Consider the following 26,034-nt stretch of genomic DNA (forward strand, 5'->3'; position numbering starts at 1 on the left):
AAGAGCCGGCTGGAATGACGACTATCGGGCTCAGTTATTCTTTGGTTAAAAGATCAACAAAGTGTGCTCCCGCCCTGAGGAAGTGGGATAAGCAAAGCAAACCTTATCCGTTTCAAGTTGATCAAGTGATGATTAACGGAAAGCGCTTTTTTGAGTATATCCAGCACTACAAAGCCCTTCATCACACCCTGTTTGAACGTGACAACGCGCGACTTGGCGAGTTTTTAACAAAATACACCAATTATGCTGGCAGTTCACGCAAAGGGGATATGTATATAAAAAATCTCTTTATGTGTGCGGTGATGGCTTATTACGACAAGTTTGGCGAGAAAGAGTTAGATAAAGCAGCAAGAGTCTGTTTTTGCTGGAGTTACTACTTACGGCTGCAATATCAAAAAATCGGCATGGATAGCGTTGATGGTTATGCGCGTGAACCTTGGGGGCTATTAAGAGTTCTCGGCAAAGCTGTTCACCCACAACAAGTACTAAATTTTCAACCACCGCGTTGTGAGAATATCCGCTTCAAAAATGCTAAACCCGTAGAAGATTCAATCGCTAAAATGCTGGGAGATGCTCATGCCACCGAGTAACGATTTAGCCTTGCTGACTATCGAAGAGTTATTTGGTGACAATAGTCATTATGTCATTCCCATTTATCAGCGTAACTATGCTTGGGGTGCATCAGAGATAGAGCAGCTGGTTCGAGATATAGCGGATGCTGCTCAAGCCGCCGATAATGCAGACAAGCCAGAAGAGTCTAAATACTTTTTAGGCAGCTTGGTGGTGTATGTTCGTGACAATAATGATGGCTTTCATAATAGAACGACGGTTTATGAAACCATAGACGGTCAACAACGGCACACCACGCTGTCGATTTTATTGGCGTATTTAAAACAGATTACTGACTGCAGTCAGCAGGATTTGACCCCGCTCAACCTTAACCTTGATTTCGACAGTCGTCCTAAATCAGCGAGAACGCTGCAAAACCTATATCAACCAGTTCAGAGTGATGCACCAGAGGAGCCCTCAATCAGAGCGGCGTTTACCATTATAGAACGCTACTTTAAGACCCAAGCCATAGATATCTCCAAATTTTGCCAGCATCTGCTCAAGAACGTCACGATTTTGCGAGTTGCTGTGCCACAAGATACCGACCTCAATCACTATTTTGAGATCATGAATAACCGGGGAGAACAGCTAGAAAAGCACGAGGTGTTGAAAGCGAATTTGATGTCAGTTTTTAACGGTGAAGCTGCAGCAAGAAACTGCTTTTCTGCAATATGGGATGCTTGTGCCGATATGAGTCGCTATGTACAACTGGGCTTTAGCTCGGAGGCTCGCAAAGCGTTATTTGGCGAAAAGTGGTTAGGATTTCCTGCAGATTTTGAGTCGATCAAATGTGCGATAGACACCAATTGTGACACGGACGATAAGCCTACTCTTCTGAGTATTATCCAGAAGCGGCGCTTTCATCAGCGTGATGGCGATGATGAAAAAGCAAAGAAGCAGCGGTTTGACTCGATCATCGATTTTTCCAACTTCCTACTACATGTGCTAAAAGTAACTGTGGATGACGCAGTCTCCCTAGATGACAAAAAGTTACTTCAAGCGTTTGAAATCATAAAAAGTGATAGGGAGAAGATCATTCTATTTTCCTTTAATCTACTGAAATTTAGAGCGCTATTTGACCGCTACGTTATCAAGCGCGATCAGGATGAGAAGTGGAGCCTGCTGACACTTGAGTATTATGACAGAGATCGGAATTCAAGTTTTAGCTATAACAACTCCTTCGACAAAGATGAACGCTCGGATGTTAACGAACAACTGGTGATGATCTTGTCGATGTTCCATGTCTCGCATCCTGCCTATGTGTATAAGCGATGGCTCAATCGTTCGCTAGCCATTTTGAATGCTCTGGCGTTGGACGAGCTGAACGTTGATGGAGCTACTTATCTCAGTGAGCTTGAGCAGCTCAGCCATGAATTCTTGACTGAAATTTGTGGTGAAAAGGAACAATTCAATGCCGAGGCTTTACATCGTGGTACCGGTGTACAGAACTTTGTGTTCAATTTGCTCGATTATCGTTTGTGGTGTGAGCTTGCTGCTGGCCAATCATTCGATGGTAAGGGGATTAATAATCCCGAGATTAAGAAGCACTTTGATGGCTTCCAATTTTCACCGAGTCGAACGTCGGTTGAGCACTATTTTCCGCAAACAGATCCCTCCGGTGCAAACAAAATGGGGGATGATGTCCATCGGTTTGGCAACCTGTGCCTTATCTCGCCAAGCAGCAATTCGAGACTTAGTAACTATTCCCCAGCAGATAAAAAAGCCTTTTATCGTGATAGCAACCGTGCTGAGAGCTTGAAACAAGCCATCATGATGAGCTATGACGAGTGGGGGCCGGAGGGGCAAGGCATCAACAACATAGAAAGCCATGAATGTGCGATGTTGACGTTACTTCGAGGGCGTTGATATATCTGCAATGTCCGTACTTGCTGAGCAAGCTCCATGATTTTCGTCACGAACAGGTGCAACCTTGCTGCGATTGCACCTGTTTAGGTATTAACTGAACTCTCGCCAAAATTTCACATGTGAAATTTTTTCCATTTCATCTGGCTCTACCAACCCCCTTCCTGTTTCCATCTTAAATTTCACATCCTAAAAATTTTCCAGAAAACGCTGTAAGTGCCCAAAACGGGCAGTTACAGAGGCGAGGCTGAACGAGTCTGCATCTTATGATCGCTCATGACACATCACGATGTTATGGGAGGACATATGAATGCTCATTTTCAGTTCACGACCGACAATCTTCTTACCTATGAGGAGGTTTGTGCGGTCACTCGACTGTCTCAGCCGACATTGCGCCGATATGTAAAAGCTGGGCGCTTTCCCCACCCGATCAAACCCAATCCAGTTGGAAAAGCTGTGCGATTCCGAGCCGCCGACGTGCGTCGCTGGATGGCTGAGCTGTGATAGGGAGGCGGGATGGAGTTTCGATTGACGGATGATGGATTGGAGTGCCTGGACCGGGACCGATGGTTGCGTGTTGGTAGTTGGATCCGGGTGTCGGCCAGAACACGGGACGCCTCATATCAAAGGGGATTTGGCGCCTTGATCCAGTGGCGGAATCTGGATGGTGTGGTGCAGCAGGAAGTGATTTTCAACCGAGTGCTCTATGGGGAGCAGTCGCGACAAATCCGCGAAAAACTGGTCGATGCGGGTTATTGGCTGGAACCATATCCACAGAGCTGGCCTCGCCTGCAGCTCTATTTGATTCGAGAAATGGCAAAGGCACCCACCGGTATCTGTGTGGAACGCACAGGGTGGCATGAACGGGTATTTGTCACACCGGATTGGTCTGTGGGTTCGGCTGGGGAACCCTATTTTTATGCTGGCCAGCTGGGTGACGTAAGGCCGCAATGTTCAGGTTCATTGGCTCAGTGGCAGGCAAATATCGGTGAACACTGTATCGGTAATCCGATGATGATTTTTGCTGTGGGCGTGGCCCTGATGGCTCCTCTTCTGTATCCGGCGGGTTTGGAAAGCGGCTTATTTCATCTGGTGGGCCATTCATCCACAGGGAAAACGACCCTGTTGGCGGTCGCCGCATCAGTCTATGCAGGACATCAGTTTGTGAGAGGGTGGATTGCTACCGCCAATGGCCTGGCGGCAGTGGCCGCCGAACAGCATGACATGCTGCTGCCACTGGATGAGATCGGTATGGCTAAGCCTGAGGACGTGGATGTCATCATCTACCACCTTGTATCCGGGGCGAGCAAGCTGCGCGCCACGGAGAATGGTAGTCTCGCCAGATCAACCCATTGGCGCACACAGGCGTTGAGCTCTGGGGAGATATACCTATCTGAGATTTTTGCATCGTTGGGCAAAAGGCCGTTGGCCGGTCAGCAGACCCGATTGATCGAGATTCCGACCTTTGGCAGGTATGGTGCATTTGATGAATTGCACAACCTTCAGAGCTCACAGCAGTTTGCCGATCACATAAAGCTTCAGACAGGCCAATATCATGGAAGCCTGTTTAAAGAGTGGATATATCTGCTGACATCCACCGATGAGTTGGCTCGCTATGTTTCAGGGGAGACCCAGCGACTCACCGATCTATGGCGTACAGGTCAAATGTCCTCCCAGGTTGTCAGAGTGCTGAGGCGATTTGCGCTGGTTGCAACGGCCTTGGGGTTGGCATCACGCAATTATCTGGTGCCCTGGGAAGAGGAGGAATCCATCGCATCTGTACGAGCAGTGTGGCAGCAATGGCTGGCTGCCAGAGGCCATGTGATGAACCTGGAAGAGCATCAGGTGTTAGCGCGTTTGAAAGAGCTGTTGCCGAAATGGGAGAAGGGATTGCAGGCATTAGATCAACATCGCACCGTTTCGTCGCTGGGATATACCCGAGAGGTTAGTGGCGAGAGGCAGTGGCTGATCGATAAAAATCAGTTTCTGCAGCAATTGGGTTTGCCTAGCCAGTACATGCGGGAGGTAATGCCGCTGCTGCAGCGAGAGTGGTTAGCTACCAATGAACCGGAACGGGCGACAGTGAAGATCATGATTCAAGGGAAATTCTATCGCTTCTTTGCCCTGTGGCCGGATCGCATTTATGCGGGAATACAGGAGTTGGACTGCGATGAATGAATGTTTCCCACTTTCCCATTTTTCCCAGCGCTGTTTTGAGGTGTCATACCATGGATAAATCTCTATTTGCGGCTCCGAATGATGAAAGGAGAGCCCAAGTGCTTCACTGCTCTGGCCAATGTGAGCGGTTGGTTCGAGAAGCGGATCGCCGAGCCATTACTGGCGTTACTCGAACGCTGTGGTGGAAGATGGAGAGGGAGGGGCAGGCGCCAAAGCGGGTGAGGCTGAGCATCCATTGTGTTGCCTGGCGACTGTCTGATCTGCTTTGGTGGATTGAGCAACGCAAGGCTGCCTAGAGGTAGAGTTGAGCCCCTGTTATGGGGCTCTTGTATTAACTGACTTCATCTAGCTTGGCACCAGTGTAGTTGACTGGGCCATTGACGATGGGGGCCAACCATTCACCGAGTTTTATGTGTGCCTCTGTGCGCTCTGCAAAGTAGGCATGGCGGTTGTAGATTTCATCAACACGACTCCCCGCTTGCTGGTTCAAGCAGCGTTTGGCGAGGGCATCATCAAATCCCATTTTGCCGAGCATTGTCCTCGCGGTACCGCGCAGGTCATGAACGCGTCGTTTATCAAACGAGAAGAAGTTCTGTTCGAACAACTTTTTGATTGCATGATTCAGAGTGTTTTCGCAGACATGGGGTGTTCGAGCCTGCTTGCTGATCCTCCTGGCTGGGAAAACCCACTCACTGCCACAGCTACGAATTTTCAGCTCTTTCAGCCAGGACATGGCAGGTTCACTGAGTGGAATGTCGATAGACTTGCGCTTTTTGGTGCGCTCTTTGGGGAGATGCCAAACCTTCTGCTCCAGATCAAACTCGCTCCATGGCGCAGCCAGCAGCTCCATTTTTCTTGTGCAGGTAGCGATCAGTAGGGCACAGGCCAGGTAGTTTTCACGACTGAACTGGGCCGGGATCGCACGAAGCTTGGTGAAAAACTCGATCACCTCCGGTTCTGTCATTGGATAGTTGGCGGCCCGCTCTGGCCCACCTGCATCTCTGGGGCGGAATGGACTGGCAGGATTAAAGCGAGTGACATCCAGCTTCATACCATGATCAAAGGTACGTTTGAGCATACGCATCACATCATTCGAAATGGTCGGTCTTGGTGGTTTTCCGCCATATCCGTTGGTGATATCGCGCAGGATTTCACTGATATCCAGCGGCCTGATTTTATCTAGTTCAAGATGACCGATGCGCCCGGCGATCTCACGTTCATAGAGGCTGCGCTCTTTTTCATGTGAGGTTATTTCGCGTTTGCGTAACTGGTGATAATCCTCAAAGAGGTCGTTCAGTGTCTTGAACGGGTTCCTGTTGATCTTGAGGCGAACCTGAACCGGGTCAACACCATCGCGCTTGATGGCCAGCCGCAGCTTGGTCGCTTCGTCCCGGGCATCTGCTAGAGACCAGTCAGATACCTGACCTATGGTGTACTCTCGCCGAAGTTTTGTCGTGGGCGTGGTGTAGCGCAGCATCCAATAAGCTTCACCGCGAGCAGGGGTCATCAGGTATAGCCCGTTACCATCGGCATGCCGGACGGCGGATTTTTCCTTGATCAGTTTTTTGACTGTTTTGTCGTACAGCTTACCCATTTTCCTGCCTTAAAAAATTGGGAAGTACAATTTCGCTAGCAAAACTATAGCGAGATTGAACTCCCCAATCTACTACCCATCACTACCCAAACTAAAATGCGTTTAGATGAATGTTGTGATTTTCAAAACAAGAAAAGCGTTTGATTTTAATGGGTTTGTTATCCTGCTCGGATAAAGAAAACCATCATTCAATATTTTGGATCTGCTCGCGCATCTGCTCGATGAGCACTTTCAACTCGACGGCGGACTGGGTCACCTCGGCGTTGATGGACTTGGAACCGAGGGTGTTCGACTCGCGGTTGAACTCTTGCATCATGAAGTCGAGACGACGGCCACAGGCGCCACCCTTCTTCATGATCTTGTTGGTTTCGCTGATGTGCATCTCCAGGCGATCCAGCTCTTCGGCCACGTCGATCTTCTGGGCCAGCAGCACGATCTCCTGCTCGATGCGGGCCGGGTCCAGCTCCACCTTGGCTTCGGCCAGCCGGTCGGTGAGCTTCTGGCGCTGCCACTCGATGATCTGCGGCAGGTGCTCGCGCACCTTCTTCACTTCTACCTGGATGCCGGCCAGACGCTGTTCGATCAGCGCCTTGAGGTTGGCCCCTTCGCTGGCGCGTGAGGCGAGGAAGTCTTCCATGGTCAGGTCGAAGCCGGCCATCAGCTCGGTGGCGACCACGTCCATGTCCTGCTCGGCGGCAGCCATGACGCCCGGCCAGCGCAGCACGTCCACCGGGTTGAGCTGACCCTGGCCCGCCTCTTTCATCACCCAGTTGGCGCTCTCGATGATGAGTTTGGCCAGCTCTTCATTGATGTGGAGCTGGCTGGCAGCGGCCTGGGCGGCCTCGAAGCGCAGGTTGCACTCCACCTTGCCGCGCTGCAGCTTGGCGCGGAAGCGCTCACGCAGAACGGGCTCCAGGCTGCGCAGTTGTTCCGGCAGGCGAATGTAGGTCTCCAGATAGCGCTGGTTGACCGAACGAATTTCCCAAACGGCTGTGCCCCAGTCGCCCTTGAGTTCCTTGCGGGCGTAGGCGGTCATGCTGTGAATCATTGATTGTTCCGGGCTTGATGAAGTGTGGGGCCAGTATACTCAGCCAGGCCTGCTCCGTCAGCCGACGAGGTGGTTTTAGCGGCTGATATTTGAGTAGCGATCGCTTATACTCCTGCGCCAATTCAGCCAGCCCAGAGGTCAGTCCCATGTCCCGTCCCAGCGATCGCAGCGCCGCCCAGGTGCGTCCGGTAACCATCACCCGCCACTTCACCAAGCATGCTGAAGGGTCCGTGCTGGTGGAATTCGGCCACACCCGCGTACTCTGCACCGCCAGCGTCGACACCAGCGTGCCGCGCTTCCTCAAAGGCAAGGGGCAGGGGTGGGTCACTGCCGAGTACGGCATGCTGCCGCGCTCCACCCACTCCCGGATGAACCGCGAAGCGGCCTCCGGCAAGCAGAGCGGCCGCACCCTGGAGATCTCCCGTCTGATCGCCCGCTCCCTGCGCGCGGCGGTAGACTTGAGCGCCCTGGGCGAGCACACCATTACCGTTGACTGCGATGTGTTGCAAGCCGACGGCGGTACCCGTACCGCCGCCATAACCGGTGCCTGCGTGGCGCTGGTGGATGCGCTGAACTGGATGGTGGAGAAGGGGCTGATCAAACAGAGCCCGCTCAAGCAGATGATCGCTGCCGTCTCCGTCGGTATGTTCGAAGGGGAGGCCATCTGCGATCTGGAGTACATCGAAGACTCCGCCGCCGAGACCGACATGAACGTGGTGATGACCGAAGATGGTCGCATCATCGAGGTGCAGGGCACCGCGGAGGCCGAACCCTTCACCCACGAGGAGCTGCTGGCCATGCTGGCCCTCGCCAAGGGCGGCATCGCCGACATTATTGCGCTGCAGAAGCAGTCGCTTGCATGATTTTAAAAACGCGGCATTGACCGCGTTTTTTTATACCCCCACACAAGTAAACGACAAGCCAAGCAAGGAGCCAGAATGAAAGCCTACCAGCGTCAATTTATCGAGTTCGCCCTGGAGAAGCAGGTCCTCAAATTCGGTGAATTTACCCTGAAATCCGGTCGTAAAAGCCCCTACTTCTTCAACGCCGGCCTGTTCAACAGCGGCCGCGATCTGGCCCGTCTCGGCCGCTTCTATGCCGCCGCCCTGATGGATGCCGGTATCGCGTTCGATGTGTTGTTTGGCCCGGCCTACAAGGGGATCCCCATTGCCTCCGCCACCGCGGTGCAGCTGGTGGAGCAGCACGACGTGGACGTGCCCTGGTGCTTCAACCGCAAGGAGGCCAAGGATCACGGCGAGGGTGGCAATCTGGTGGGCAGCCCGCTCAAGGGGCGCATCATGCTGGTGGACGATGTCATCACTGCCGGCACCGCCATCCGCGAATCCATGGATCTGATCCAGGCCAACGGCGCCTCCCTGGCTGGCGTGCTGATCGCGCTGGACCGTCAGGAGAAGGGTAAGGGCGAGCTCTCCGCCATTCAGGAAGTGGAGCGTGACTACGGCGCTCACATCATCGCCATCATCCAGATGAGCGACTTGATCCAGTATCTGGAAGAGAAGCAGGCCGAACAGCCGGAGCTGGCGGCGCAACTGGCCGCCATGAAGGCTTACCGCGCCCAGTACGGTATCTGAGCTCCGCTCACACCGCGCAATAGCTGAATGCGGCGCCCGTTGGCTCTCTGACAGCAAACGGGCGCCGTTTTTTTCATCTGAAAAAAGTGGATCATGTGGCTTGAGCTTGCCCTTACAGTAAAGGTTAGGGTTTGCCAGTCGGCGTTTTGTGGTGCCGACGGGTTCCGGGGAGGAACAACATGACCACTCATCTTCAATCACCCATTCATTTGCAGTTGCCGCTCAGCGGCATGAGCTGCGCCAACTGCGCCGGCCGCATCACGACCGCCCTCAACAAGCTCGACGGGGTATCGGCCACCGTCAACTTCGCACTGGAGCAAGCCGCCATCGAGCTGGCCAGCCCTGATCGTTTGCCGGCGGTGCTGGAGAGCATCCAGGCGCAGGGTTACGACTACGGCAGCGAGACCATCCTGTTTCAAATTACCGGTATGACTTGTGCCGGTTGCTCGGCCCGCCTGAACAAGATGCTGGCGGCGCTGCCCGGCATCATCTCCGCCGACGTCAACTTCTCCATCGAGCAGGCCCGGATCGTGCTGGTACCCGGGATGCAGACGCCCGCGGCCCTGCGCGAGCAGATCGAGGCCCTCGGCTTTGGCGCCCAACTGGCGCAGGGCTCGGCCAGCGGCCGCCGCCAGCAGTTGCTGGAGCGGGAAGCGCAGGAGGCCGCCAGCGCCCGTCAGGCGCAAACCCGGGTCATCGTCTCGACTTTGCTGACGTTGCCGCTGCTGGTGGGGATGCTGGCCATGGCCGGGTTGTTCCCCTGGCATCTGCCCGCCTGGCTGGAGCTGCTGCTCGCCACCCCGGTGCAGTTCTGGATCGGGGCCCGCTTCTATCGCGGCGCCTGGCTTGCCATCAAGAACCGCTCCGCCAACATGGATGTGCTGGTGGCCACCGGCACCAGCGCCGCCTACTTCTACAGTCTCTATCTGTTGTTGACGCTGGGGATGGCTGCCAGCGGCCAGCTCTACTTCGAGGCGAGCGCCATCATCATTACCCTGATTTCGTTGGGAAAACTGCTGGAGGCTCGGGCCAGACGCAGCACCCAGTCCGCCATTCGCGAACTGATGGCGCTGCGGCCGGAAACGGCCACCGTCTGGCGTGGCGAGAGTTGGCAGAGCGTCGCCATCGATGAGGTGCTGCGCGGTGATCGGCTGCGGGTGCTGGTGGGTGAGCGGGTGCCGGTGGACGGCAAAATCGTGAGCGGCGAGAGCGAGCTGGACGAGTCGATCCTCACCGGCGAGAGCCTGCCGGTGCCGCGCGGTGAGGGCGACAAGGTGCTGGGCGGTGCCATCAACCGCTCCGGTGTGCTGGAAATTGAAGCCACTACGGTGGGGGAGGACTCCAGCCTCAGCAAGATCATCGCACTGGTGGAGAACGCCCAGATGGGCAAGGCGCCGCTGCAACAGCTGGTGGACAAGGTCTCCGCCGTGTTCGTGCCGGTGGTGATGGCCATCGCCCTATTCACCCTGCTGGTGTGGTACGCCATCAGCAACGACTTCGGTCAGGCGCTGCTGGCGGCGGTGGCCGTGCTGGTCATCGCCTGTCCCTGTGCGTTGGGGCTGGCGACGCCGGCGGCCATCGTCACCGGTACCGGGGTGGCGGCGCGCCACGGCATTCTGATCAAAGATGTCGATACCCTGCAAAAGGCCCACGCCATCAAGGCGCTCATCTTCGACAAGACCGGCACCTTGACTCAGGGCAGGCCCGTGCTGGCGAGCTGGAGTGGCACAGCCGAGCAGCTGCGTCTGGCCGCCGCCCTGCAGCAGGCGAGCGAACACCCGCTGGCGCTGGCCATGCGCGAGGCGGTCGGCAAGGAGACTACGCTGCCCCAGCCGGAGACGGTGGAGGTGCGGGTTGGTGCCGGTATTGTCGGTCAGGTCGCCGGTCATACGGTCGCCATCGGCAATGGCTCTTTGCTGGACCAGCTCGGCATTGAGGTGCCCGCGCAGGATCAACAGCCTGCCGACGGCGCGACCCGGGTCTGGGTGGCCATCGACGGCGTGGTGGCGGGCATTGCGGCGCTGGCCGATACCCTGCGCCCCGAGAGCCCGGATGCCATCGCCACCCTGCGCCAGCGCGGCATCGCCAGCTGGCTGGTGAGCGGAGATGCGCCGGCGCCGGTGGCCCATATCGCCGCCAAACTGGGGCTGGACGGGGCCTTTGACTCCGTGCTGCCAGCCGGCAAGGTGGAGAAAGTGGAGGCGCTGCGGGCGCAAACCAGCGGGCTGGTCGCCATGGTGGGGGACGGGGTGAACGACGCCCCGGCGCTGGCGGCGGCGGATGTGGGGATCGCCATGGGCTCCGGCTCCGACGTGGCGATGGAGACCGCCTCCATCACCCTGATGCGATCCGACCCGCGGCTGGTGGCCGATGCCATCGACATCTCGGCGGCCACCTGGCGCACCATCCAGCAGAACCTGTTCTGGGCCTTCGTGTTCAACATCATCGGCATTCCGCTGGCGGCACTGGGTTACCTCAGCCCCGAGCTGGCGGGGGCGGCCATGGCCCTGAGCAGCATCACCGTCTTGAGCAATTCCCTGTTATTGAAGCGCTGGCAGCCCCGGGCGGGCAGCCTGCGTGCATCTGAATCCCAAAGGAGTCATTCATGAACATTAGCAAGGTCGCCAAGGCCACCGGCCTGACCGCCAAGACCATCCGCTACTACGAGAGCATCGGCCTCATCTCGTCGCCAGTGCGCAGCGACAACGGGTATCGCAGTTATACGGATGCCTCCCTGCGGGAGCTGCGCTTCGTCAAGCGGGCGCGGGAGACCGGCTTCAATCTGGAGGAGTGTCAGGAGCTGCTGGCGCTCTATCGGGACGAGCACAGAACCAGTGCCCAGGTGAAGAAGCTGGCCCAGGAGAAAATCGTCGATCTGCGCTCCCGCATCGCCGGTTTGCAAGCCATGCTCAGCGCCCTCGAGGAGGTGGTGAGCTGCTGTCACGGAGATGCGAATCCCCAGTGCCCCATCCTCGACGAGCTGGAGAAAGGGTGAGGGAGGGCTGCGCCATTCGACCCTGCAGAAAAGGGTCTGTCGGGGCCTGTGCGGGAGAGGACGCGCTGAGTGGCAGCTTAATAGCGGTCGATTGATTGTTGAGCAGGAAAGGGGAGTGTTAAACTGTGCGGCTCTTGTACAGGGAGTACCCAGTTGACACAGAGTGTGAAATATCAGGTGCGGCGGGCCATCATGGTCCAGCTCTATACCCATGCCTCCTTCAGCCTGCCTTGCCTGGGGCTGCTGGCGATCAGCTGGAGCCTGCTGTTCCACGATTACCTGCCGGCCAGCGAGTCGCTGGGCTGGCTCGGTCTGGTCCTGTTGCTGTTGCTGGGGCGCTGGTGGCATCTGCGCTGGCGCCAGCCCAGGCTGGCGGAGCTTCCGCTGCCGGTGCTCGAGCGCGAGCTCTTTGTCGGGGTGACCATCACCTCCATTGTCTGGGCACTGGGCGTGCTGCTCTATATGGACAAGCTGCCCGACACCTATCGTGCCGCCATGATGATGCTCTCCAGCCTGATCCTGACCGGCAGCGCCATCATGCTGTTCGGCAGCCGTCGTACCCTCTATGGGGCCGTGCTGCCCCTCGGGTTTGCCATGTTGTTCGAGCTCAGTGGCGGCAACACCCAGGAGCGTATCGTCTCCTGCATGCTGGCGGGGTATCTGTTCGTCTTTCTGCCGACCCTGCTGCGGCGCCTGCGGCGGGATCAGGTGGCCTCTCTCTACCACAGTTTTTCCAATGCGGATCTGGTGGCCGAGCTGAAGGCGGTCTCCGAGCACCTCAAGCTCACGTCCCGCCTCGACGGTCTGACCGGCATCGCCAACCGGGCCCATCTCGACGACTCCCTGGCGCGCGCCTGGCGTCGCTGCCACCGTGCCAGGGCGCCTCTTTCTCTGGTGCTGGTGGATGTGGACTACTTCAAGCAGTTCAATGATCACTATGGTCATCAGGTGGGGGACCAGTGCCTGCAACAGGTGGCGAGCCTGCTGGCCGAAGTGCTGCGGCGGGAAGACGATCTCGCTGCCCGTTACGGCGGAGAGGAGTTCGCCCTGCTGCTGCCCTGCACCACCTTGCAGGGGGCCATGCAGATCGCCGAGCAGGTGCGTACCTCGTTGCGAGCCCTCGGCATTCCCCACCACAAATCCCGGGTCTCGGGGCGGGTCAGTTGCAGCTTCGGGGTGGCGACCCTGGTGCCGGATCAGCATCACTCCATTGCCGAGCTTATCCAGAAAGCGGATGCGGCGCTCTATCAGGCCAAGCATAATGGCCGGGATCGTATCGAAGTAGCCTTGATGGGTAAGGTTGCCTGAGTTTCACAAGACAGATTAAAGAGGTCGTCTATGCAATGTCATCGTATCGAAGAGCTGCTGGAACTGCTGCAGCCTGCCTGGATCAAGGAGCAGGATCTCAGCCTGGTGCAGTTTGTTGCCAAACTGGCCGAGGAGGCGGGATTTGACGGTCCCCTGTCCGCACTGACCGATGACATGCTGATCTACCACCTCAAGATGCGGGAATCCGACAAGCAGGCGATGATCCCGGGGCTGGCCAAGGATCACGTGCCCGACTTCAAGGAGGCCCTGCTCAAGGCACGCGGCATCAAGTAATCCGGCCGTCACATCGCCATCAGAGAAAGGTTTCAAGAGAATCTGTTAAAAGGCGCATAGTCAACTGGCTATGGGCCTTTTTTGTTGTCTGAAATTGCGACGGGACTCGAACTATAGATACATTTAACCCACACAATTAGCAGGTTGTTTAAGATATAATCGCTTTCATAACAATATGAGTGGAGCGATGTGTTGCAATGGCCGACAAGGACAAGATCGACATCAAGGATGTGACCGGTAACGTCACCGGGACCTTCAATCCCAATACCTTCAAGGCGGGAGATGACAGGTTCAACCCCGGCAACCGCATCTATGTCCGCTCCCAGACCGGCTACTGGCAGCGGGTGCGCAAGGCCATGGGCTGGTTCTTCGTCGCGCTCTTTGTCCTCCTGCCCTGGCTGCGTTATGACGGCCGTCAGGCGGTGCTGTTCGATCTGGAGCACCAGCAGTTCCACATCTTCGGTGCCACCATCTGGCCGCAGGATCTCACCCTGCTGGCCTGGGTCTTCATGATCGCGGCCTTCGCCCTCTTCTTCGTGACCACCTTCCTGGGCCGGGTCTGGTGCGGCTATCTCTGTCCCCAGACGGTGTGGACCTTCCTGTTCATCTGGTTCGAGGAGAAACTGGAAGGGGCCGCCAACAAGCGTCGCAAGCTGGATGCGGCGCCCTGGAGCGGCGAGAAGCTGGCCCGGAAGGGCGCCAAGCACCTGGCCTGGATCCTGCTGTCGCTGGGCACGGGGCTGACCTTCGTCGCCTACTTCCAGGATGTCTTCCACCTGGTGCCCGATTTCTTCACCCTGCAGGCGGGAGGCTGGGTCATCTTCTGGGTGCTGTTCTTTGCCGCCTGCACCTATGGCAACGCCGGCTGGATGCGCGCCATCATGTGTATCCACATGTGCCCCTATGCCCGATTCCAGTCCGCCATGTTCGACAAGGACACCTACATTGTCGGCTATGACAGCCAGCGTGGCGAGACCCGCGGCGCCCGTGGTCGCAAGGCCGATCCCAAGGCTCTGGGGCTGGGGGACTGCATCGACTGCGACCTCTGCGTGCAGGTCTGCCCGACCGGCATCGACATCCGTGACGGCCTGCAGTACGAGTGCATCAACTGCGGCGCCTGTGTCGACGCCTGCGATCAGACCATGGAGCGGATGGGGTATCCGAAAGGGCTCATCAGTTACACCACCGAGCACAAGCTGGCCCACAGTGAAACCCTGGTGGCGCGGCCCAAGCTGATTGGCTATGGCCTGGTGATGGTCGTCATGCTGGGGGTCTTCGTCTATAACGCCATGTCCATCATGCCCATGGGGCTCGACATCCTGCGGGATCGCAACCAGCTGTTCCGGGAAAACAGTGAAGGGCTCATCGAGAACACCTATACCCTGAAGATCCTCAACAAGACCCTGAACTCCCAGACCTACCGGCTGGACGTGGAAGGGCTGCCGGAGTACCAGTGGTTCGGACCCCGCGAGGTGACCCTGAAGGCGGGCGAGATCTATACCCTGCCGGTGAGCCTGGCGGTGGATCCCTTCAACCTGAAGCGCCCCACTCTGGACGTCCAGTTCGTGCTCAAGCGGGAAGGCGCGGCGCCGGACGACAGCAAGGGGACCTTGCGCCAACCGAGCAAGTTTATCAGCCGGTTGTGACGGCAAGGCGCACCGCCATGCACGGCAACGGCAGACAGTGGTGATAGAATGGGGCACAACAGCGCCCCTTTTCTATGGTGGATGACATGCGTTTCAACTATTCCGACCTCAATCCCGATCTCATCATGGATGCCATCGATCTCAGCGGCTTGCGCATCGACTCCGGCCTTATCGAGCTCAACAGTTACGAGAACCGCGTCTATCAGTTCCAGGATGAGGATCGCCGTCGCTACGTGGTGAAGTTCTACCGCCCCGGTCGCTGGAGCCGGGCCCAGATCCTGGAAGAGCACGCGTTTGCTGCGCGCCTCTGTGAAGCTGAGATCCCGGTCGCCGCTCCCATTGCCTTTGCCGGCGAGACCCTGCTGGAGCATCAGGGCTACCCGTTTGCCATCTGGCAGAGCGTCGGGGGGCGTCAGTTCGAGGTGGACAACCTGGACCAGCTGGAGTGGGTGGGGCGTTACCTCGGTCGCATCCACAGCGTCGGTGCCAGCCATGCCTTTCATCACCGGGTTCCGCTGGATGTGGAGAGCATGCTGCACGAGCCGCGTCAGTTGCTGGCGGCAGGCGAGTGGTTGCCAAGCGGGCTGGCCAAGTCCTTCTTCGGGGTGCTGGACGAGCTGATCCGGCACGTATGCGACGCCATGACCCTGGATGTGGCGCGCATCTCCCTGCATGGGGACTGCCACCCGGGCAACATCCTGTGGCGTGACGGCCCCCTGTTTGTCGACCTCGACGATTGCCGCACCGGCCCCGCCATCCAGGATCTCTGGATGATGCTGAACGGAGAGCGTCATGAGCAGCAGATCCAGCTCGATACCCTGCTGGCGGGGTATGAGGAGTTCATGGAGTTCGACCCGCGGGAGCTGGCGCTCATCGAGCCGCTGCGCGCCATGCGCATCGTCCACTACATGGCCTGGCTGGCAAGACGCTGGGAAGATCCCGCCTTCCCCCGCCACTTCTCCTGGTTCAACACCGAACACTACTGGCGCCAGCAGATTGCGACCCTGCATGATCAGCTCGAGGCATTGAAGGCCCCGCCGCTCAGCCTGATGCCGCAGTGGTAGGGGCGTGAACCCGGCAGATCGCCACGCCACGGGGCGTCCGCTGGTGGTGTCGCCCGCACCATTGCCACAGCGGCAAGGTGCCCGTGGGAGGCGGGATGGCGGTCCCGCCTGTCTGCCTTTGCCATTGACGGCACGAGGGTGAGGCAATAGGCTTGGACTGCTTCGGTTCGCCGGGCGTGCCTCACAGTGATCCCTTAACAGGAAACGTCATGAAAAAAGTACTATTTTTCCTCGCTGCCATGCTGATGATCCCCATGGTTCACGCCGCCCCGCAATTCAAGGAAGGTGTCAACTATGACGTGGTCAGCCAGACCGGCAGCGCCCAGCCGGAAGTGATGGAGTTCTTCTCCTATTTCTGCCCGCACTGCGCCAAGTTCGAGCCGATTGCCGAGGATCTGAAGAAGAGCCTGCCGGAAGGCGTGCCGATGAAGAAGAACCCGGTGGCCTTCCTGGGCCGTGAAATGGGCCCCGAGATGCAGCGTGCCTACGCCGTCGCCAATCTGCTGAACGTGGAAGGCAAGCTGACCCCGGCCATCTTCGACAAGATCCACACCCAGCGCCAGATCCCCCAGAGCCGCGCCGACGTGAAGCTGGTTTTCGTGGACAATGGCGTGCCGGCCGAGGAGTTCGACGGTGCCGTCGACAGCTTCGCCGTCTCCGGCATGGTCTCCCAGTTCGATCGCAACACCGAGAGCTACAATGTGCGCGGTGTGCCGGCCTTTCTGGTCAACGGCAAGTACATGGTGAAGATTGAATCCATCACTTCCCAGGAGCAGTTCAACCAGCTGGTGAAATTCCTGCTGGCCAAGAAGGACTGATCATTCCTGAGTCGATACAAAAGCCCGCCGGTGCAAACCGGCGGGCTTTTTGTTTGGCGTCTCGTGGGCCTGACTCAGACCCCGACGTGGAAGGCCTGTTTGAGGTTGCGAATGAAGTCCGCATCCCGGCAGAGGGTCTTGCCCGGGCTGTCGGAGATCTTGGCGACCGGGCCGCCGTTGCACTCCATCAGCTTGAACACGATGTTCATTGGGCTGACGCCGGGCAGATCGCAGGTGAGCTTGGTGCCGATGCCGAAGCTGGTGTTGATGCGGCCGCGGAAGTGGCGCAGCAGCTCGACGGCCTTGTCGAGGTTGAGCCCGTCGGAGAAGACCAACGTCTTCTCGGCAGGGTCGATGCCGAGCCGCTGATAGTGGCTGATGGCCTTCTCGCCCCATACCACGGGATCGCCGGAGTCGTGGCGCAGCCCCTGGTAGCGGCTCGCCAGCTCGAAGTCGAAGTCACGCAGGAAAGCATCCATGGTGATGCAGTCGGTGAGCGCGATACCGAGGTGGTTGGTGAATTCGTCCAGCCAGCTGGTGAGGGCGGCGCGCTGGCTGAGCTCCAGCGGGAAGCCGAGCTGCTGGTGGGCCTGGAACCACTCGTGAGCCTGGGTACCCACCGCGGGCAACCGGTACTTCTGGGCCAGCAGGTAGTTGCTGGTGCCGCGAAACGCCGGCAGCCGCTCCTTGAGGCGACCCACCACGGCGTCTTGTACCGCGAGGGAGAAGCGGCGACGGGTGCCGAAGTCGATGAGGTTGAACTCGCTCATCTCCTCCCGGCTCAGCTCCCGCTCCAGCTTGTCGATCTTCTGATCGAGCCGCTCCAGTGCCTGGCTGACACCGAACTGGGGATAACGGAAGCGGTTACGCATCTCGCTGATGATGGCGAGCACCGGGATCTCCCACAGGATCACGTCCTGCCAGGGGCCTTCGACCCGCACATTGATGCGGCCATCCTGCTCGAACACCTTGAGCAGGGAGGCGTCCAGCGGCTTGCGGCGCAGGTGGTCCAGGTAGTCCGGCGTGAAGAAGGGGCGTTCGGCCAGAAAGTCGAGTTCGGACCGGGTCAGGCGCAGGGAGCCGGCGAGGCGCAGTTGTTCCTCGATCTGGCCCATCATGGGCAGCAGATTTTCTTCGTTGCGGCTGTGGAACTCGGCGACGACGTCGGCATCCGGATAGCGATGGAACACCGCCTGCTGCATGTGCAGCTTGTAGGCATCGGTGTCGAGCAGGCTGTGGAGGATGGGAGGCATATCAGGCTCCTGTGATGAGTGCTGCGCGGGCAACGCACTCTGGCTGCACCTGTGACGGGTGGGCACCGGTGTCGGGTGGGCAGTGGAAAATGGAAGGCATGTCAGGCATCCAGCAGGCGTTGAATGTCGGCCAGGGTCTGGGCCAGCTCGGCGCCGGCCTCGATCATCCGGGTGCGGGCCTGGTCGATTGTCTCGGGGGCGATGCCGCGGCAGGCGTCGAGGTGGACGATGACCCGGAAACCGGCGCGACGCAGTTGCAGCACGCTGGTCTTGACGCAATAGTCGGTGGCGAGGCCGCCGACCAGCACGGTAGTGACGCCGCGGGCTTGCAGAAACTCGATAAGCCCGGTGCTGCGCCGCTCCGCCAGGTCGTGATAGCAGGCGCCATAGGGATGCAGGTCCGGCTCGACCCCCTTCCAGACGAAGAAGTCGTAGTCGATGGGGGCGGGCAGGCCGTCGAGCAGCTCGAACCCAGGTGTGCCGGGCACGCAGTGGGCCGGCCAGGTGAGATCGGCATTCGCCAGTGCAAGGGGCTGCAACATGGCGCCGGGTTCGGTCACCACCCAGGGGGCGTTCGCGGGGTGGGCATCCTTGCTGCCGACTCGCAGGGTGGCGAGGGCAGCCTGGGCATTGAGCGCCGCCACTATGGTATCCCCGCCAGCGACGGGCAGCTCGTTCGGGCAGAGGGGGGTGAATCCCTTCTGCGCATCAATATCCAGGCTGGCGATGATTCCCATGGATGGCTCCTTCACATAATATTCTTGTGATATTATCTACCAAACATTATTAGAAGGCGAGCAGGTCGACCAGGATGCCGAGAATGAGTCTGGATATGGTGGTGCTGCGGTTGCGCGAGGAGCGGCTCGAGCTGCTTCTCGAGACCCGGGATCGCCCCCCCTTTGCCCACTGCTGGCAGTTGCCGGCCCTGCGCATCGACGAGACCCGGGATCGGGATCTGGACGCGGCTCGCCATCGCCTGCTGGCAGAGTGGGGGCTGGAGCACTGCTACAGCGAGCAGGTCTGTACCCTCGGCAACCTGGAGCGGGATCCCCGCGGCTGGTCCACCACCCTCGTCTATCTCTGTCTGGCGGCTCCCGATGGGGGGGCGGTGCGCGGTCGCTGGCATCCTCTGGACGATCTGCCCGGCCTGCAACTCGCCTTCGATCACGGCAAGCTGGTCGCCATGGGGCTGGAGCGGCTGCGCATCAAGAGCCGTTACAGCACCCTGCCGCTGCATCTGCTGGGGGCAGAATTCACCCTCTCCGAGGTGCAACGGGCGTTCGAGATCGTCCTGCAGACCCCCATGAACACGGCCGCATTTCGCAAGCGGCTCCACCGTGCCGACATCCTGGTGGACACAGGACGCAAGCGCACCGGCAAGCAACGTCCCGCCATCCTCTATCGGCTGGAGACCCCCTGCTGCGTCATGTTCGATCAGGTGATGCACGGTGCGGAAGTATAAGCCGATGTCTGCGAAAGCCGGATTGTTGCCCCATAGCGGGTCTGGTGCACTGGCACCTCACACAGGAAGTGAAAACATGGGAGAGACGGGAATGCACAAGGTGCTGGTGAGCGCCTGCCTGCTGGGTCAGCCGGTGCGTTACGACGGCCAGAGCAAGGGGATTGTCAGCGACTGGCTGCAGGCGCTGGGAGCCGAGGGACGTGCACTGGCCTTCTGCCCCGAGGTGGCGGGTGGCCTGCCGACGCCACGCCCCCCTGCCGAGCGCCAGGGGGAGCGGGTGGTTACCGAAAGCGGGCTGGATGTGACGGAGGAGTTCGATCGGGGCGCTGCCCTTGCGCTGGCCCTCTGTCAGCAGCAGGACATTCGCTTCGCCCTTCTGAAGGAGGGGAGCCCCTCCTGCGGCAGCGGCCGCATCTACAATGGCCGCTTCGAAGGGGTTTCACTGGCGGGAGAGGGCAAGACCACGGCTTTGCTGCGCCGCCACGGCATCGCGGTGTTCAGCGAGGATCAGCTGCCCGAGCTGGCCTCGGCGCTCGCCTTGGCTGCCTGCGGATCGGTCTGAGCCGCCGCATCGGCCGCCTGCCACTGCGCCAGCACCTCGTCTTTTTCCTTCCAGCGTGCATTCAGCCACCCCTGGAAACCGCGTTTGAACTGCTTGTCGTTGAAGTAATCCCCCACCAGTTGCTCGTCCACCGGCAGCTCCTCGATCCGCACCCGGATGCGCTTCATCTTCCCCATCAGGAAATCCTTGAAGGGGGTGTCGGGGTTGTCCGGGTAGCTGATGGTGACGTTGATCAGGCTGTCGAACTGATCGCCCATGGCTGCCAGGGTGAAGGCGAGTCCTGCCGCCTTGGGGGGCATGAGATGGCGATAGCGGGAGCGGGCGGCCTCGCGCTTCTGATCGGTGAAGCGGGTCCCCTCCACGAAGTTGATGACAGTGGTGGGAATGTGGCGAAACTTCTCGCAGGCGTTGCGGGTGGTCTCGATATCCTTGCCCCGCAGATGCGGATTTCTTAACAGAAACTCTCTCGAATAGCGGCGCATAAAGGGCATGTCCAGCCCCCAGCAGGCGAGCCCCAGCAGCGGGATGTAAATGAGCTCGTGCTTCATGAAGAACTTGGGCACCGGCAGCCGATTGCGAAACAGGTGGCCGAGCACCACGATATCGGTCCAGCTCATGTGGTTGCTGATGATGAGATACCAGCCATCCTTGCGCAGCCGGGTATTGTCCTCAATCTGCCAGTCTATGCGGGTAGTGAGGCGGATCACCAGGGCGTTGCAACCGAGCCACAGGCCCATGAAGCGATTGTTGAGCCGGCTGCAGGCGCGACCAAAGGCCGGTACGGGCAGCAGCAGTTTGGCCAGAGAAACCAGCAGGATCAGGCTGGCACACAGGGCGGTAAACAGTATGGTCAGGCCGGCGCTGATGAACAGCACCAGGGGGCCCGGGAGCAGGTTTGGCATGAGTGTCTTACTGCGTCTTGTCCGCCAGCAGCTTATCCAGGGTCTGGTCCTTCTCGTGCCAGATCCCGTTCAACCACTGTTGAAACTCTTGTTGGAACTCGGGGTCATTGAAGTAATCCCCCACCAGATTGCGTTCGATCGGCAGAAAGCGGACCCGAACCTTGATCTCCTTGACCCGACCGCACATGAAGTCCCAGTAGCTGGGGACGCCGCCGGGATAGGCGATGGTCACATCCACCAGCTTGTGCAGTTGATCCCCCATGGCCGCCAGGGTGAAGGCGATGCCCCCTGCTCTCGGGTGCAGCAGATGACGATAGGGTGCCCCTTGCCTGTCGTGCTTGCCGACGGTGAAGCGGGTCCCTTCCACGAAGTTCATCACACTCACCGGCATATGGCGGAAACGGGCACACGCCTTGCGCGTGGTTTCTATGTCTTTTCCCCTCAGATGCGGGTGCTTTTCCAGAAATTTTCGGGAATAACGCCGCATGAATGGGAAATCCAGCGCCCACCAGGCCAGACCGAGAAAAGGTACCCAAATCAGTTCTTTCTTGAGGAAAAACTTCAGGAAGGGGATTTTTTGATTAAAAATCCGCTGCAATACCAGTATGTCGACCCAGGATTGGTGGTTGGCAATCACCATATACCACTCATTCCGGCGCCCTTTGTCCACTCCGACCACATCGAAAGGGGTGTTGATGATGGTTTTCTGGATCAGATTGTTAAAACCTATCCAGTGGGTGGCGCAGCCGTCCAGGAGGGTGTTGCAGAGACGTCGCGCCCCCTTGAAGGGCAGCAGCAGCTTGATGAGGCCAAGCAGCAGGACGGGGACAAACCAGAACAGGGTGTTGATGAAATAGAGCAGGGTCGAGAGGCTGCCGCGCAGTCGCTCTATCAGCTTGTTGGGCATGGTGGAATCCGTCTTCGTATCGGTGGATGGCAACCAAGTGGTCAGATCTGTTGCCATAATATCAGCCGGCCCACGACTAGACCATGGTGGCGCCCTTTCCGGGTCGGGTGGTGGCTGCTGCCGTTCCCCCGCTCACTGGCCCCCGCGCAGCCGCGACAACAGCCTGTCCATGGCACGATAGCCCAGGGCTTCGATCAGATGGGCTCTCTCGATGGTGGCGTGCCCCGCCAGGTCGGCGATGGTGCGCGATACCCGCAGGATGCGGTGCCAGGCCCGGATGCTGAGCCCCAGCTTCTGGATGGCACCTTCCAGAAACTCGGCATCCTGTGGCGATAATCTGCAAACATCTTCGATTTCACGACTATCCAGCAGGTTATTGAGTTTTCCGCTGCGACTCAGCATGCGCTCTCGCGCCCCCAGCACCCGTTCGCGTATCTGCTGGCTCGATTCCCCCCGCTCCGCCTTGCCGGTCAGGCTCCCCCTGGGCAAGAGCGGGACCTCTACCGTCAGATCGAACCGGTCGAGAAAGGGGCCGGAGAGCTTGCCCAGATAGCGCAGGATCTGATCCGGGCTGGAGCGGGTCTGGCCGTCGCCATAATGGCCGCAGGGGCTGGGATTCATGGCACCCACCAGCTGGAAGCGGGCGGGAAAATCCACCTGGCGGGCGGCACGACTGATGGTAATGTGCCCGGTTTCCAGCGGCTCGCGAAGGGAGTCGAGCACCTTGCGCTCGAACTCCGGCAGTTCATCCAGAAACAGGACCCCGTTGTGGGCGAGGGAAATTTCGCCAGGCCTGGGATGGGTACCCCCGCCCACCAGCGCCACCGCCGAGGCGCTGTGATGGGGCGTGCGATACGGCCTGTGGTGCCAGTGGCCGGCGCGGGGGGTGAGGCCGCCGATGGAGTGAATGGCGGCGGTCTGCTGCGCCTCCTGTTCGCTCAGCGGTGGCAGAATGCCGGGCAGACGGCTGGCCAACATGCTCTTGCCGGTGCCGGGGGGGCCGATGAACAACAGGTTGTGGCTGCCAGCTGCGGCGATCTCCAGCGCCCGCTTCGCCTGGGACTGACCGATAACGTCCTGCAGATCTGGCACGTCGGGCAGGGTCTCCGCGCTCTGGGGTTCCGGCAGCGGCAGTTCGTACTGGCCCGCCAGCCAGGCGGTGACCGCCAGCAGCTGGTGGGCGGTGCGCACCTCGGCATCCTGTATGAGGGAAGCCTCCGGACCGTTCTCCCGTGGGACCAGCAGGGTGCGCCCCGCGTCGCGGCAGGCGAGCACCGAGGGGAGCACCCCAAGCACGGGGCGGATCTCGCCCGTCAGGGCCAATTCCCCTAAAAATTCGTGATCGAGCAGGTATTTTGCGGGTATCTGCTTGGATGCGGCGAGAATGCCGATGGCGATGGCCAGGTCGAAGCGGCCCCCCTCTTTGGGCAGATCCGCAGGGGCCAGGTTGACCGTGATGTGCTTGGCCGGAAATTCGAAATTGCCGTTGAGCAGGGCGCTGCGCACCCGATCCCGCGACTCTTTCACCGAGGTTTCCGGCAACCCCACCATGTTGAAGGCGGGCAGGCCGTTGGAGAGGTGCACCTCCACCGTGACTTGCGGCGCCGCTATCCCCAGGCTGGCACGGCTATAAACAACAGCTAATGACATAAATACCGTCCTTGGTTTGATGTATATGCTGGTTAACCGTTTTTTATTAGTCTTTTGTTCCAGTTGTCAGGTTTCAGAGCAGTCAAAATCAGAGTCTTGTCAGGTAAAAAGTGCTTGCCCAATAAAAATCACCGTGCTAGTTCTAATAGCCATTCGCGGCAAGCTCCGCTCCCATTTCACAGGATTTCCGGTTGTAACTATGAACATGGCCTCCCGTTTCGTCAGCATTATTGTGGTCCTAGTGGTGATTATTATCTCACCGCTCGGGGCTCGTTTGGCTGCACGGAACAAGGGATAGACCCACCACCGGACAGAACGAAACAAGCGACCCCCGAGCCTCACGGCCCGGGGGTTTTTTTTCGACCAAAGGACAGGATTTTCCACATGAACGGCGCGCAGTTTTTGGTACAGGCTCTCAAAAAACAGGGTGTGACCCAGGTGTTTGGTTACCCGGGCGGGGCCATCATGCCGGTCTATGACGCCCTGTATGACGGTGGCCTGGCCCATCAGCTCTGCCGCCACGAGCAGGGTGCCGCCATGGCTGCGGTGGGTTATGCCCGCGCTTCCGGTCAGGTGGGGGTCTGCATCGCTACCTCTGGCCCCGGCGCCACCAACCTGGTCACCGGCCTCGCGGAGGCACTGCTCGATTCGGTACCGCTGGTGGCCATCAGCGGCCAGGTGCCCTGCGCCGCCGTCGGTACCGATGCCTTTCAGGAAGTGGACGTGCTCGGCATGTCCCTTTCCTGCACCAAGCACTCCTTCATGGTGACGGACCCGGCGGATCTGGGACGGGTCATTGCCGAAGCCTTCGCCATCGCCACCGAAGGGCGTCCGGGCCCCGTGCTCATCGACCTGCCCAAGGATGTGCAACTGGCCGCCGTTCCCTCTCAAAGCCCGCTGTTTGCAGTGGAGGAACCCGACCCCCTGAATCCGGCCGAACTGGCGGTCGCCCGCACGCTGCTGGCCGCTGCCGAGCGTCCGGTACTCTACGTCGGCGGCGGGGTGGGCATGGCCAATGCCGAGCAGCAGCTGCGCGACTTTGCCGCCACCACGGGGATGCCGGCGGTCACCACCCTCAAGGGGATAGGTGCCCTCGACCCCGACAGCCCCGTTTATCTGGGCATGCTCGGCATGCACGGTACCAAGGCCGCCAACCTGGCGGTGCAGCAGTGCGATCTGCTGGTGGTGGTAGGCGCCCGTTTCGATGATCGGGTGACCGGCAAGCTGGAAGAGTTTGCCCCCGAGGCGAAGGTGATCCACCTGGATGTGGACGCCGCCGAGTTCGGCAAGCGCCGCGCCGCCGATGTGGGCATCACCACGGATCTCAAGCGTGTGCTGCCCGCCCTGGCGATGACGCTGACCCTCGACCCCTGGCGCGAGCACTGCGCCACCATGGCTCGGGAATACGCCTTCCGCTACGACCATCCGGGTCAGGCCATCTACGCCCCGGCCCTGCTCAAAGAGCTTTCAAGCCAGCTGCCTGACACCAGCGTGGTGGCCTGCGACGTGGGTCAGCACCAGATGTGGGTGGCCCAGCACATGCGTTTTACCAGCCCGCGCAACCACCTCTCCAGTGCCGGCCTCGGCACCATGGGCTTCGGCCTGCCCGCCGCCATCGGCGCCAAGATGTCGCGCCCCGATGATGAGGTGGTGCTGGTGAGCGGCGACGGCTCCTTCATGATGAACGTGCAGGAGCTCGGCACCATCCGCCGGGCCCGGCTCAAGGTGAAGATGGTGCTGCTGGACAACCAGCGCCTTGGCATGGTGCGCCAATGGCAGGAGCTGTTCTTCGACGGTCGCTACAGCGAGACCAATCTGTCCGACAACCCCGATTTCGTCGCCCTGGCTGCCGCCTTCGGCATCCCCGGCGAGACCATCACATGTAAAGAAGAGATAGGTCCGGCACTGGATCGCCTGCTGGCGAGCGAGAGTGCCTATCTGCTGCATGTGGCTATTTCAGAGGAAGAAAATGTCTGGCCCCTGGTTCCGCCAGGAGTCGCCAACCACAAGATGATGGAGCAACGCCCATGAACCAGCTCAATACCAGCACCCTGGAAATCCATGCCCAACCCAGACCCGAAGTGATGGAACGGGTGCTGCGGGTGGTCCGTCACCGCGGTTTCAATCTCTGCGCCCTCAACATGGAGCAGGATTGCCAACAGCTGCGGATCACGGTTACTGTCGAATCGGTACGTCCCATCCAGCAGTTGTGGAGCCAGCTGGTGAAGCTGGTGGATGTCTCCCGGGTCGATGCACTGGAACAGCAACCCCGGATCAGAGCTTAAGGAG

Annotated in this window: 24 protein-coding genes and 1 pseudogene; 18 read left to right on the forward strand and 7 right to left on the reverse strand. The window is 59.3% G+C overall.

Annotated elements, in window-relative coordinates:
- The 5 genes and pseudogenes from OKC41_RS11440 to OKC41_RS11460 form a co-directional block, all read left to right on the forward strand.
- A pseudogene (locus tag OKC41_RS11440) lies at positions 1-590 on the forward strand (hypothetical protein); the annotation flags it as partial.
- A complete protein-coding gene (locus tag OKC41_RS11445) occupies positions 577-2,475 on the forward strand; it encodes a DUF262 domain-containing HNH endonuclease family protein (RefSeq protein ID WP_270672041.1) in 1,899 nt (632 codons plus the stop codon). The pseudogene OKC41_RS11440 and the gene OKC41_RS11445, both read left to right, overlap by 14 nt.
- A gap of 303 nt (positions 2,476-2,778) precedes the next feature.
- On the forward strand, positions 2,779-2,976 hold the full coding sequence (locus OKC41_RS11450) for an AlpA family transcriptional regulator (RefSeq protein ID WP_201985832.1): 198 nt from the start codon (positions 2,779-2,781) through the stop codon (positions 2,974-2,976).
- Positions 2,977-2,988: 12 nt separating this feature from the next.
- Complete coding sequence (locus OKC41_RS11455) at positions 2,989-4,650, forward strand: DUF927 domain-containing protein (RefSeq protein WP_270672042.1); 1,662 nt, start codon at positions 2,989-2,991, stop codon at positions 4,648-4,650.
- A gap of 50 nt (positions 4,651-4,700) precedes the next feature.
- On the forward strand, positions 4,701-4,946 hold the full coding sequence (locus tag OKC41_RS11460; RefSeq protein ID WP_270672043.1) for an AlpA family transcriptional regulator: 246 nt from the start codon (positions 4,701-4,703) through the stop codon (positions 4,944-4,946).
- A 35-nt stretch (positions 4,947-4,981) separates the two neighbouring features.
- Here OKC41_RS11460 and OKC41_RS11465 read toward each other — a convergent pair whose 3' ends face one another.
- Positions 4,982-6,244 (reverse strand): site-specific integrase, encoded by a 1,263-nt coding sequence (locus OKC41_RS11465; RefSeq protein WP_270672044.1) that lies wholly within the window; start codon positions 6,242-6,244, stop codon positions 4,982-4,984.
- Positions 6,245-6,428: 184 nt separating this feature from the next.
- Entirely contained in the window at positions 6,429-7,292 is an 864-nt protein-coding gene (locus tag OKC41_RS11470; protein ID WP_010676104.1) for a YicC/YloC family endoribonuclease, read from the reverse strand.
- Positions 7,293-7,438: 146 nt separating this feature from the next.
- Here OKC41_RS11470 and rph point away from each other — a divergent pair, with 146 nt between their 5' ends.
- The 9 genes from rph to OKC41_RS11515 all read left to right on the forward strand — a co-directional run bounded on the left by rph (position 7,439) and on the right by OKC41_RS11515 (position 17,009).
- Entirely contained in the window at positions 7,439-8,155 is a 717-nt protein-coding gene (gene rph / locus OKC41_RS11475; protein ID WP_010676103.1) for a ribonuclease PH, read from the forward strand.
- Between the two features lie 75 nt (positions 8,156-8,230).
- Positions 8,231-8,884 carry an orotate phosphoribosyltransferase gene (gene pyrE / locus OKC41_RS11480; RefSeq protein ID WP_073352194.1) on the forward strand — a complete coding sequence of 218 codons (654 nt, stop codon included), beginning with the start codon at positions 8,231-8,233 and terminating at the stop codon, positions 8,882-8,884.
- A gap of 179 nt (positions 8,885-9,063) precedes the next feature.
- Positions 9,064-11,493 (forward strand): heavy metal translocating P-type ATPase, encoded by a 2,430-nt coding sequence (locus OKC41_RS11485; protein WP_201894986.1) that lies wholly within the window; start codon positions 9,064-9,066, stop codon positions 11,491-11,493.
- Positions 11,490-11,879, forward strand: a complete 390-nt coding sequence (cueR, locus tag OKC41_RS11490; protein WP_010676100.1) for a Cu(I)-responsive transcriptional regulator — start codon at positions 11,490-11,492, stop codon at positions 11,877-11,879. Before OKC41_RS11485 ends, cueR begins: the two co-directional genes overlap by 4 nt.
- A gap of 153 nt (positions 11,880-12,032) precedes the next feature.
- Entirely contained in the window at positions 12,033-13,187 is a 1,155-nt protein-coding gene (locus OKC41_RS11495) for a diguanylate cyclase (RefSeq protein ID WP_039039690.1), read from the forward strand.
- Between the two features lie 30 nt (positions 13,188-13,217).
- Complete coding sequence (locus OKC41_RS11500) at positions 13,218-13,481, forward strand: YihD family protein (RefSeq protein WP_010676098.1); 264 nt, start codon at positions 13,218-13,220, stop codon at positions 13,479-13,481.
- Positions 13,482-13,678: 197 nt separating this feature from the next.
- Entirely contained in the window at positions 13,679-15,127 is a 1,449-nt protein-coding gene (gene ccoG, locus OKC41_RS11505; RefSeq protein ID WP_201894987.1) for a cytochrome c oxidase accessory protein CcoG, read from the forward strand.
- 74 nt (positions 15,128-15,201) lie between these two features.
- Positions 15,202-16,191 (forward strand): serine/threonine protein kinase, encoded by a 990-nt coding sequence (locus tag OKC41_RS11510; RefSeq protein ID WP_039039688.1) that lies wholly within the window; start codon positions 15,202-15,204, stop codon positions 16,189-16,191.
- A 209-nt stretch (positions 16,192-16,400) separates the two neighbouring features.
- On the forward strand, positions 16,401-17,009 hold the full coding sequence (locus OKC41_RS11515) for a thiol:disulfide interchange protein DsbA/DsbL (RefSeq protein ID WP_201894988.1): 609 nt from the start codon (positions 16,401-16,403) through the stop codon (positions 17,007-17,009).
- Positions 17,010-17,083: 74 nt separating this feature from the next.
- Here OKC41_RS11515 and pncB read toward each other — a convergent pair whose 3' ends face one another.
- Both pncB and OKC41_RS11525 read right to left on the reverse strand, forming a co-directional pair.
- Positions 17,084-18,262: a nicotinate phosphoribosyltransferase gene (gene pncB / locus OKC41_RS11520; RefSeq protein ID WP_201894989.1), complete on the reverse strand. Its 1,179-nt coding sequence runs from the start codon at positions 18,260-18,262 to the stop codon at positions 17,084-17,086.
- Between the two features lie 101 nt (positions 18,263-18,363).
- Positions 18,364-18,999: a nicotinamidase gene (locus OKC41_RS11525; protein ID WP_045522729.1), complete on the reverse strand. Its 636-nt coding sequence runs from the start codon at positions 18,997-18,999 to the stop codon at positions 18,364-18,366.
- A gap of 74 nt (positions 19,000-19,073) precedes the next feature.
- Between OKC41_RS11525 and OKC41_RS11530 the strand changes: the two genes are divergently transcribed.
- Together OKC41_RS11530 and OKC41_RS11535 are read left to right on the forward strand one after the other, a co-directional pair.
- Entirely contained in the window at positions 19,074-19,724 is a 651-nt protein-coding gene (locus OKC41_RS11530) for a DNA mismatch repair protein MutT (protein ID WP_270672045.1), read from the forward strand.
- Between the two features lie 76 nt (positions 19,725-19,800).
- Positions 19,801-20,286, forward strand: coding sequence for a DUF523 domain-containing protein (locus OKC41_RS11535; RefSeq protein WP_103255145.1), 486 nt, complete (start codon positions 19,801-19,803; stop codon positions 20,284-20,286).
- On the opposite strand, the gene OKC41_RS11540 is transcribed toward OKC41_RS11535, so the two are convergent.
- From OKC41_RS11540 to OKC41_RS11550, 3 genes are all read right to left on the reverse strand, one after another.
- The gene (locus tag OKC41_RS11540; RefSeq protein WP_270672046.1) at positions 20,232-21,188 is read right to left on the reverse strand and encodes an acyltransferase; all 957 of its coding nucleotides are present in this window, start codon (positions 21,186-21,188) and stop codon (positions 20,232-20,234) included. The two genes, OKC41_RS11535 and OKC41_RS11540, sit on opposite strands and share 55 nt — an antisense overlap.
- A 7-nt stretch (positions 21,189-21,195) precedes the next feature.
- Positions 21,196-22,095 (reverse strand): acyltransferase, encoded by a 900-nt coding sequence (locus OKC41_RS11545; RefSeq protein ID WP_039039683.1) that lies wholly within the window; start codon positions 22,093-22,095, stop codon positions 21,196-21,198.
- Between the two features lie 132 nt (positions 22,096-22,227).
- Positions 22,228-23,745 carry a YifB family Mg chelatase-like AAA ATPase gene (locus OKC41_RS11550; protein WP_052815775.1) on the reverse strand — a complete coding sequence of 506 codons (1,518 nt, stop codon included), beginning with the start codon at positions 23,743-23,745 and terminating at the stop codon, positions 22,228-22,230.
- 384 nt (positions 23,746-24,129) lie between these two features.
- Here OKC41_RS11550 and ilvG point away from each other — a divergent pair, with 384 nt between their 5' ends.
- Positions 24,130-25,776, forward strand: coding sequence for an acetolactate synthase 2 catalytic subunit (ilvG, locus tag OKC41_RS11555; protein WP_266136750.1), 1,647 nt, complete (start codon positions 24,130-24,132; stop codon positions 25,774-25,776).
- Positions 25,773-26,030, forward strand: coding sequence for an acetolactate synthase 2 small subunit (gene ilvM, locus OKC41_RS11560; protein ID WP_010676086.1), 258 nt, complete (start codon positions 25,773-25,775; stop codon positions 26,028-26,030). The genes ilvG and ilvM overlap by 4 nt, the downstream gene beginning before the upstream one ends.
- The last annotated feature ends 4 nt before the right edge of the window (positions 26,031-26,034 follow it).

This window comes from Aeromonas sp. QDB17 (genome assembly GCF_027705305.1).
In the GTDB taxonomy this organism is placed as follows: domain Bacteria; phylum Pseudomonadota; class Gammaproteobacteria; order Enterobacterales; family Aeromonadaceae; genus Aeromonas; species Aeromonas caviae.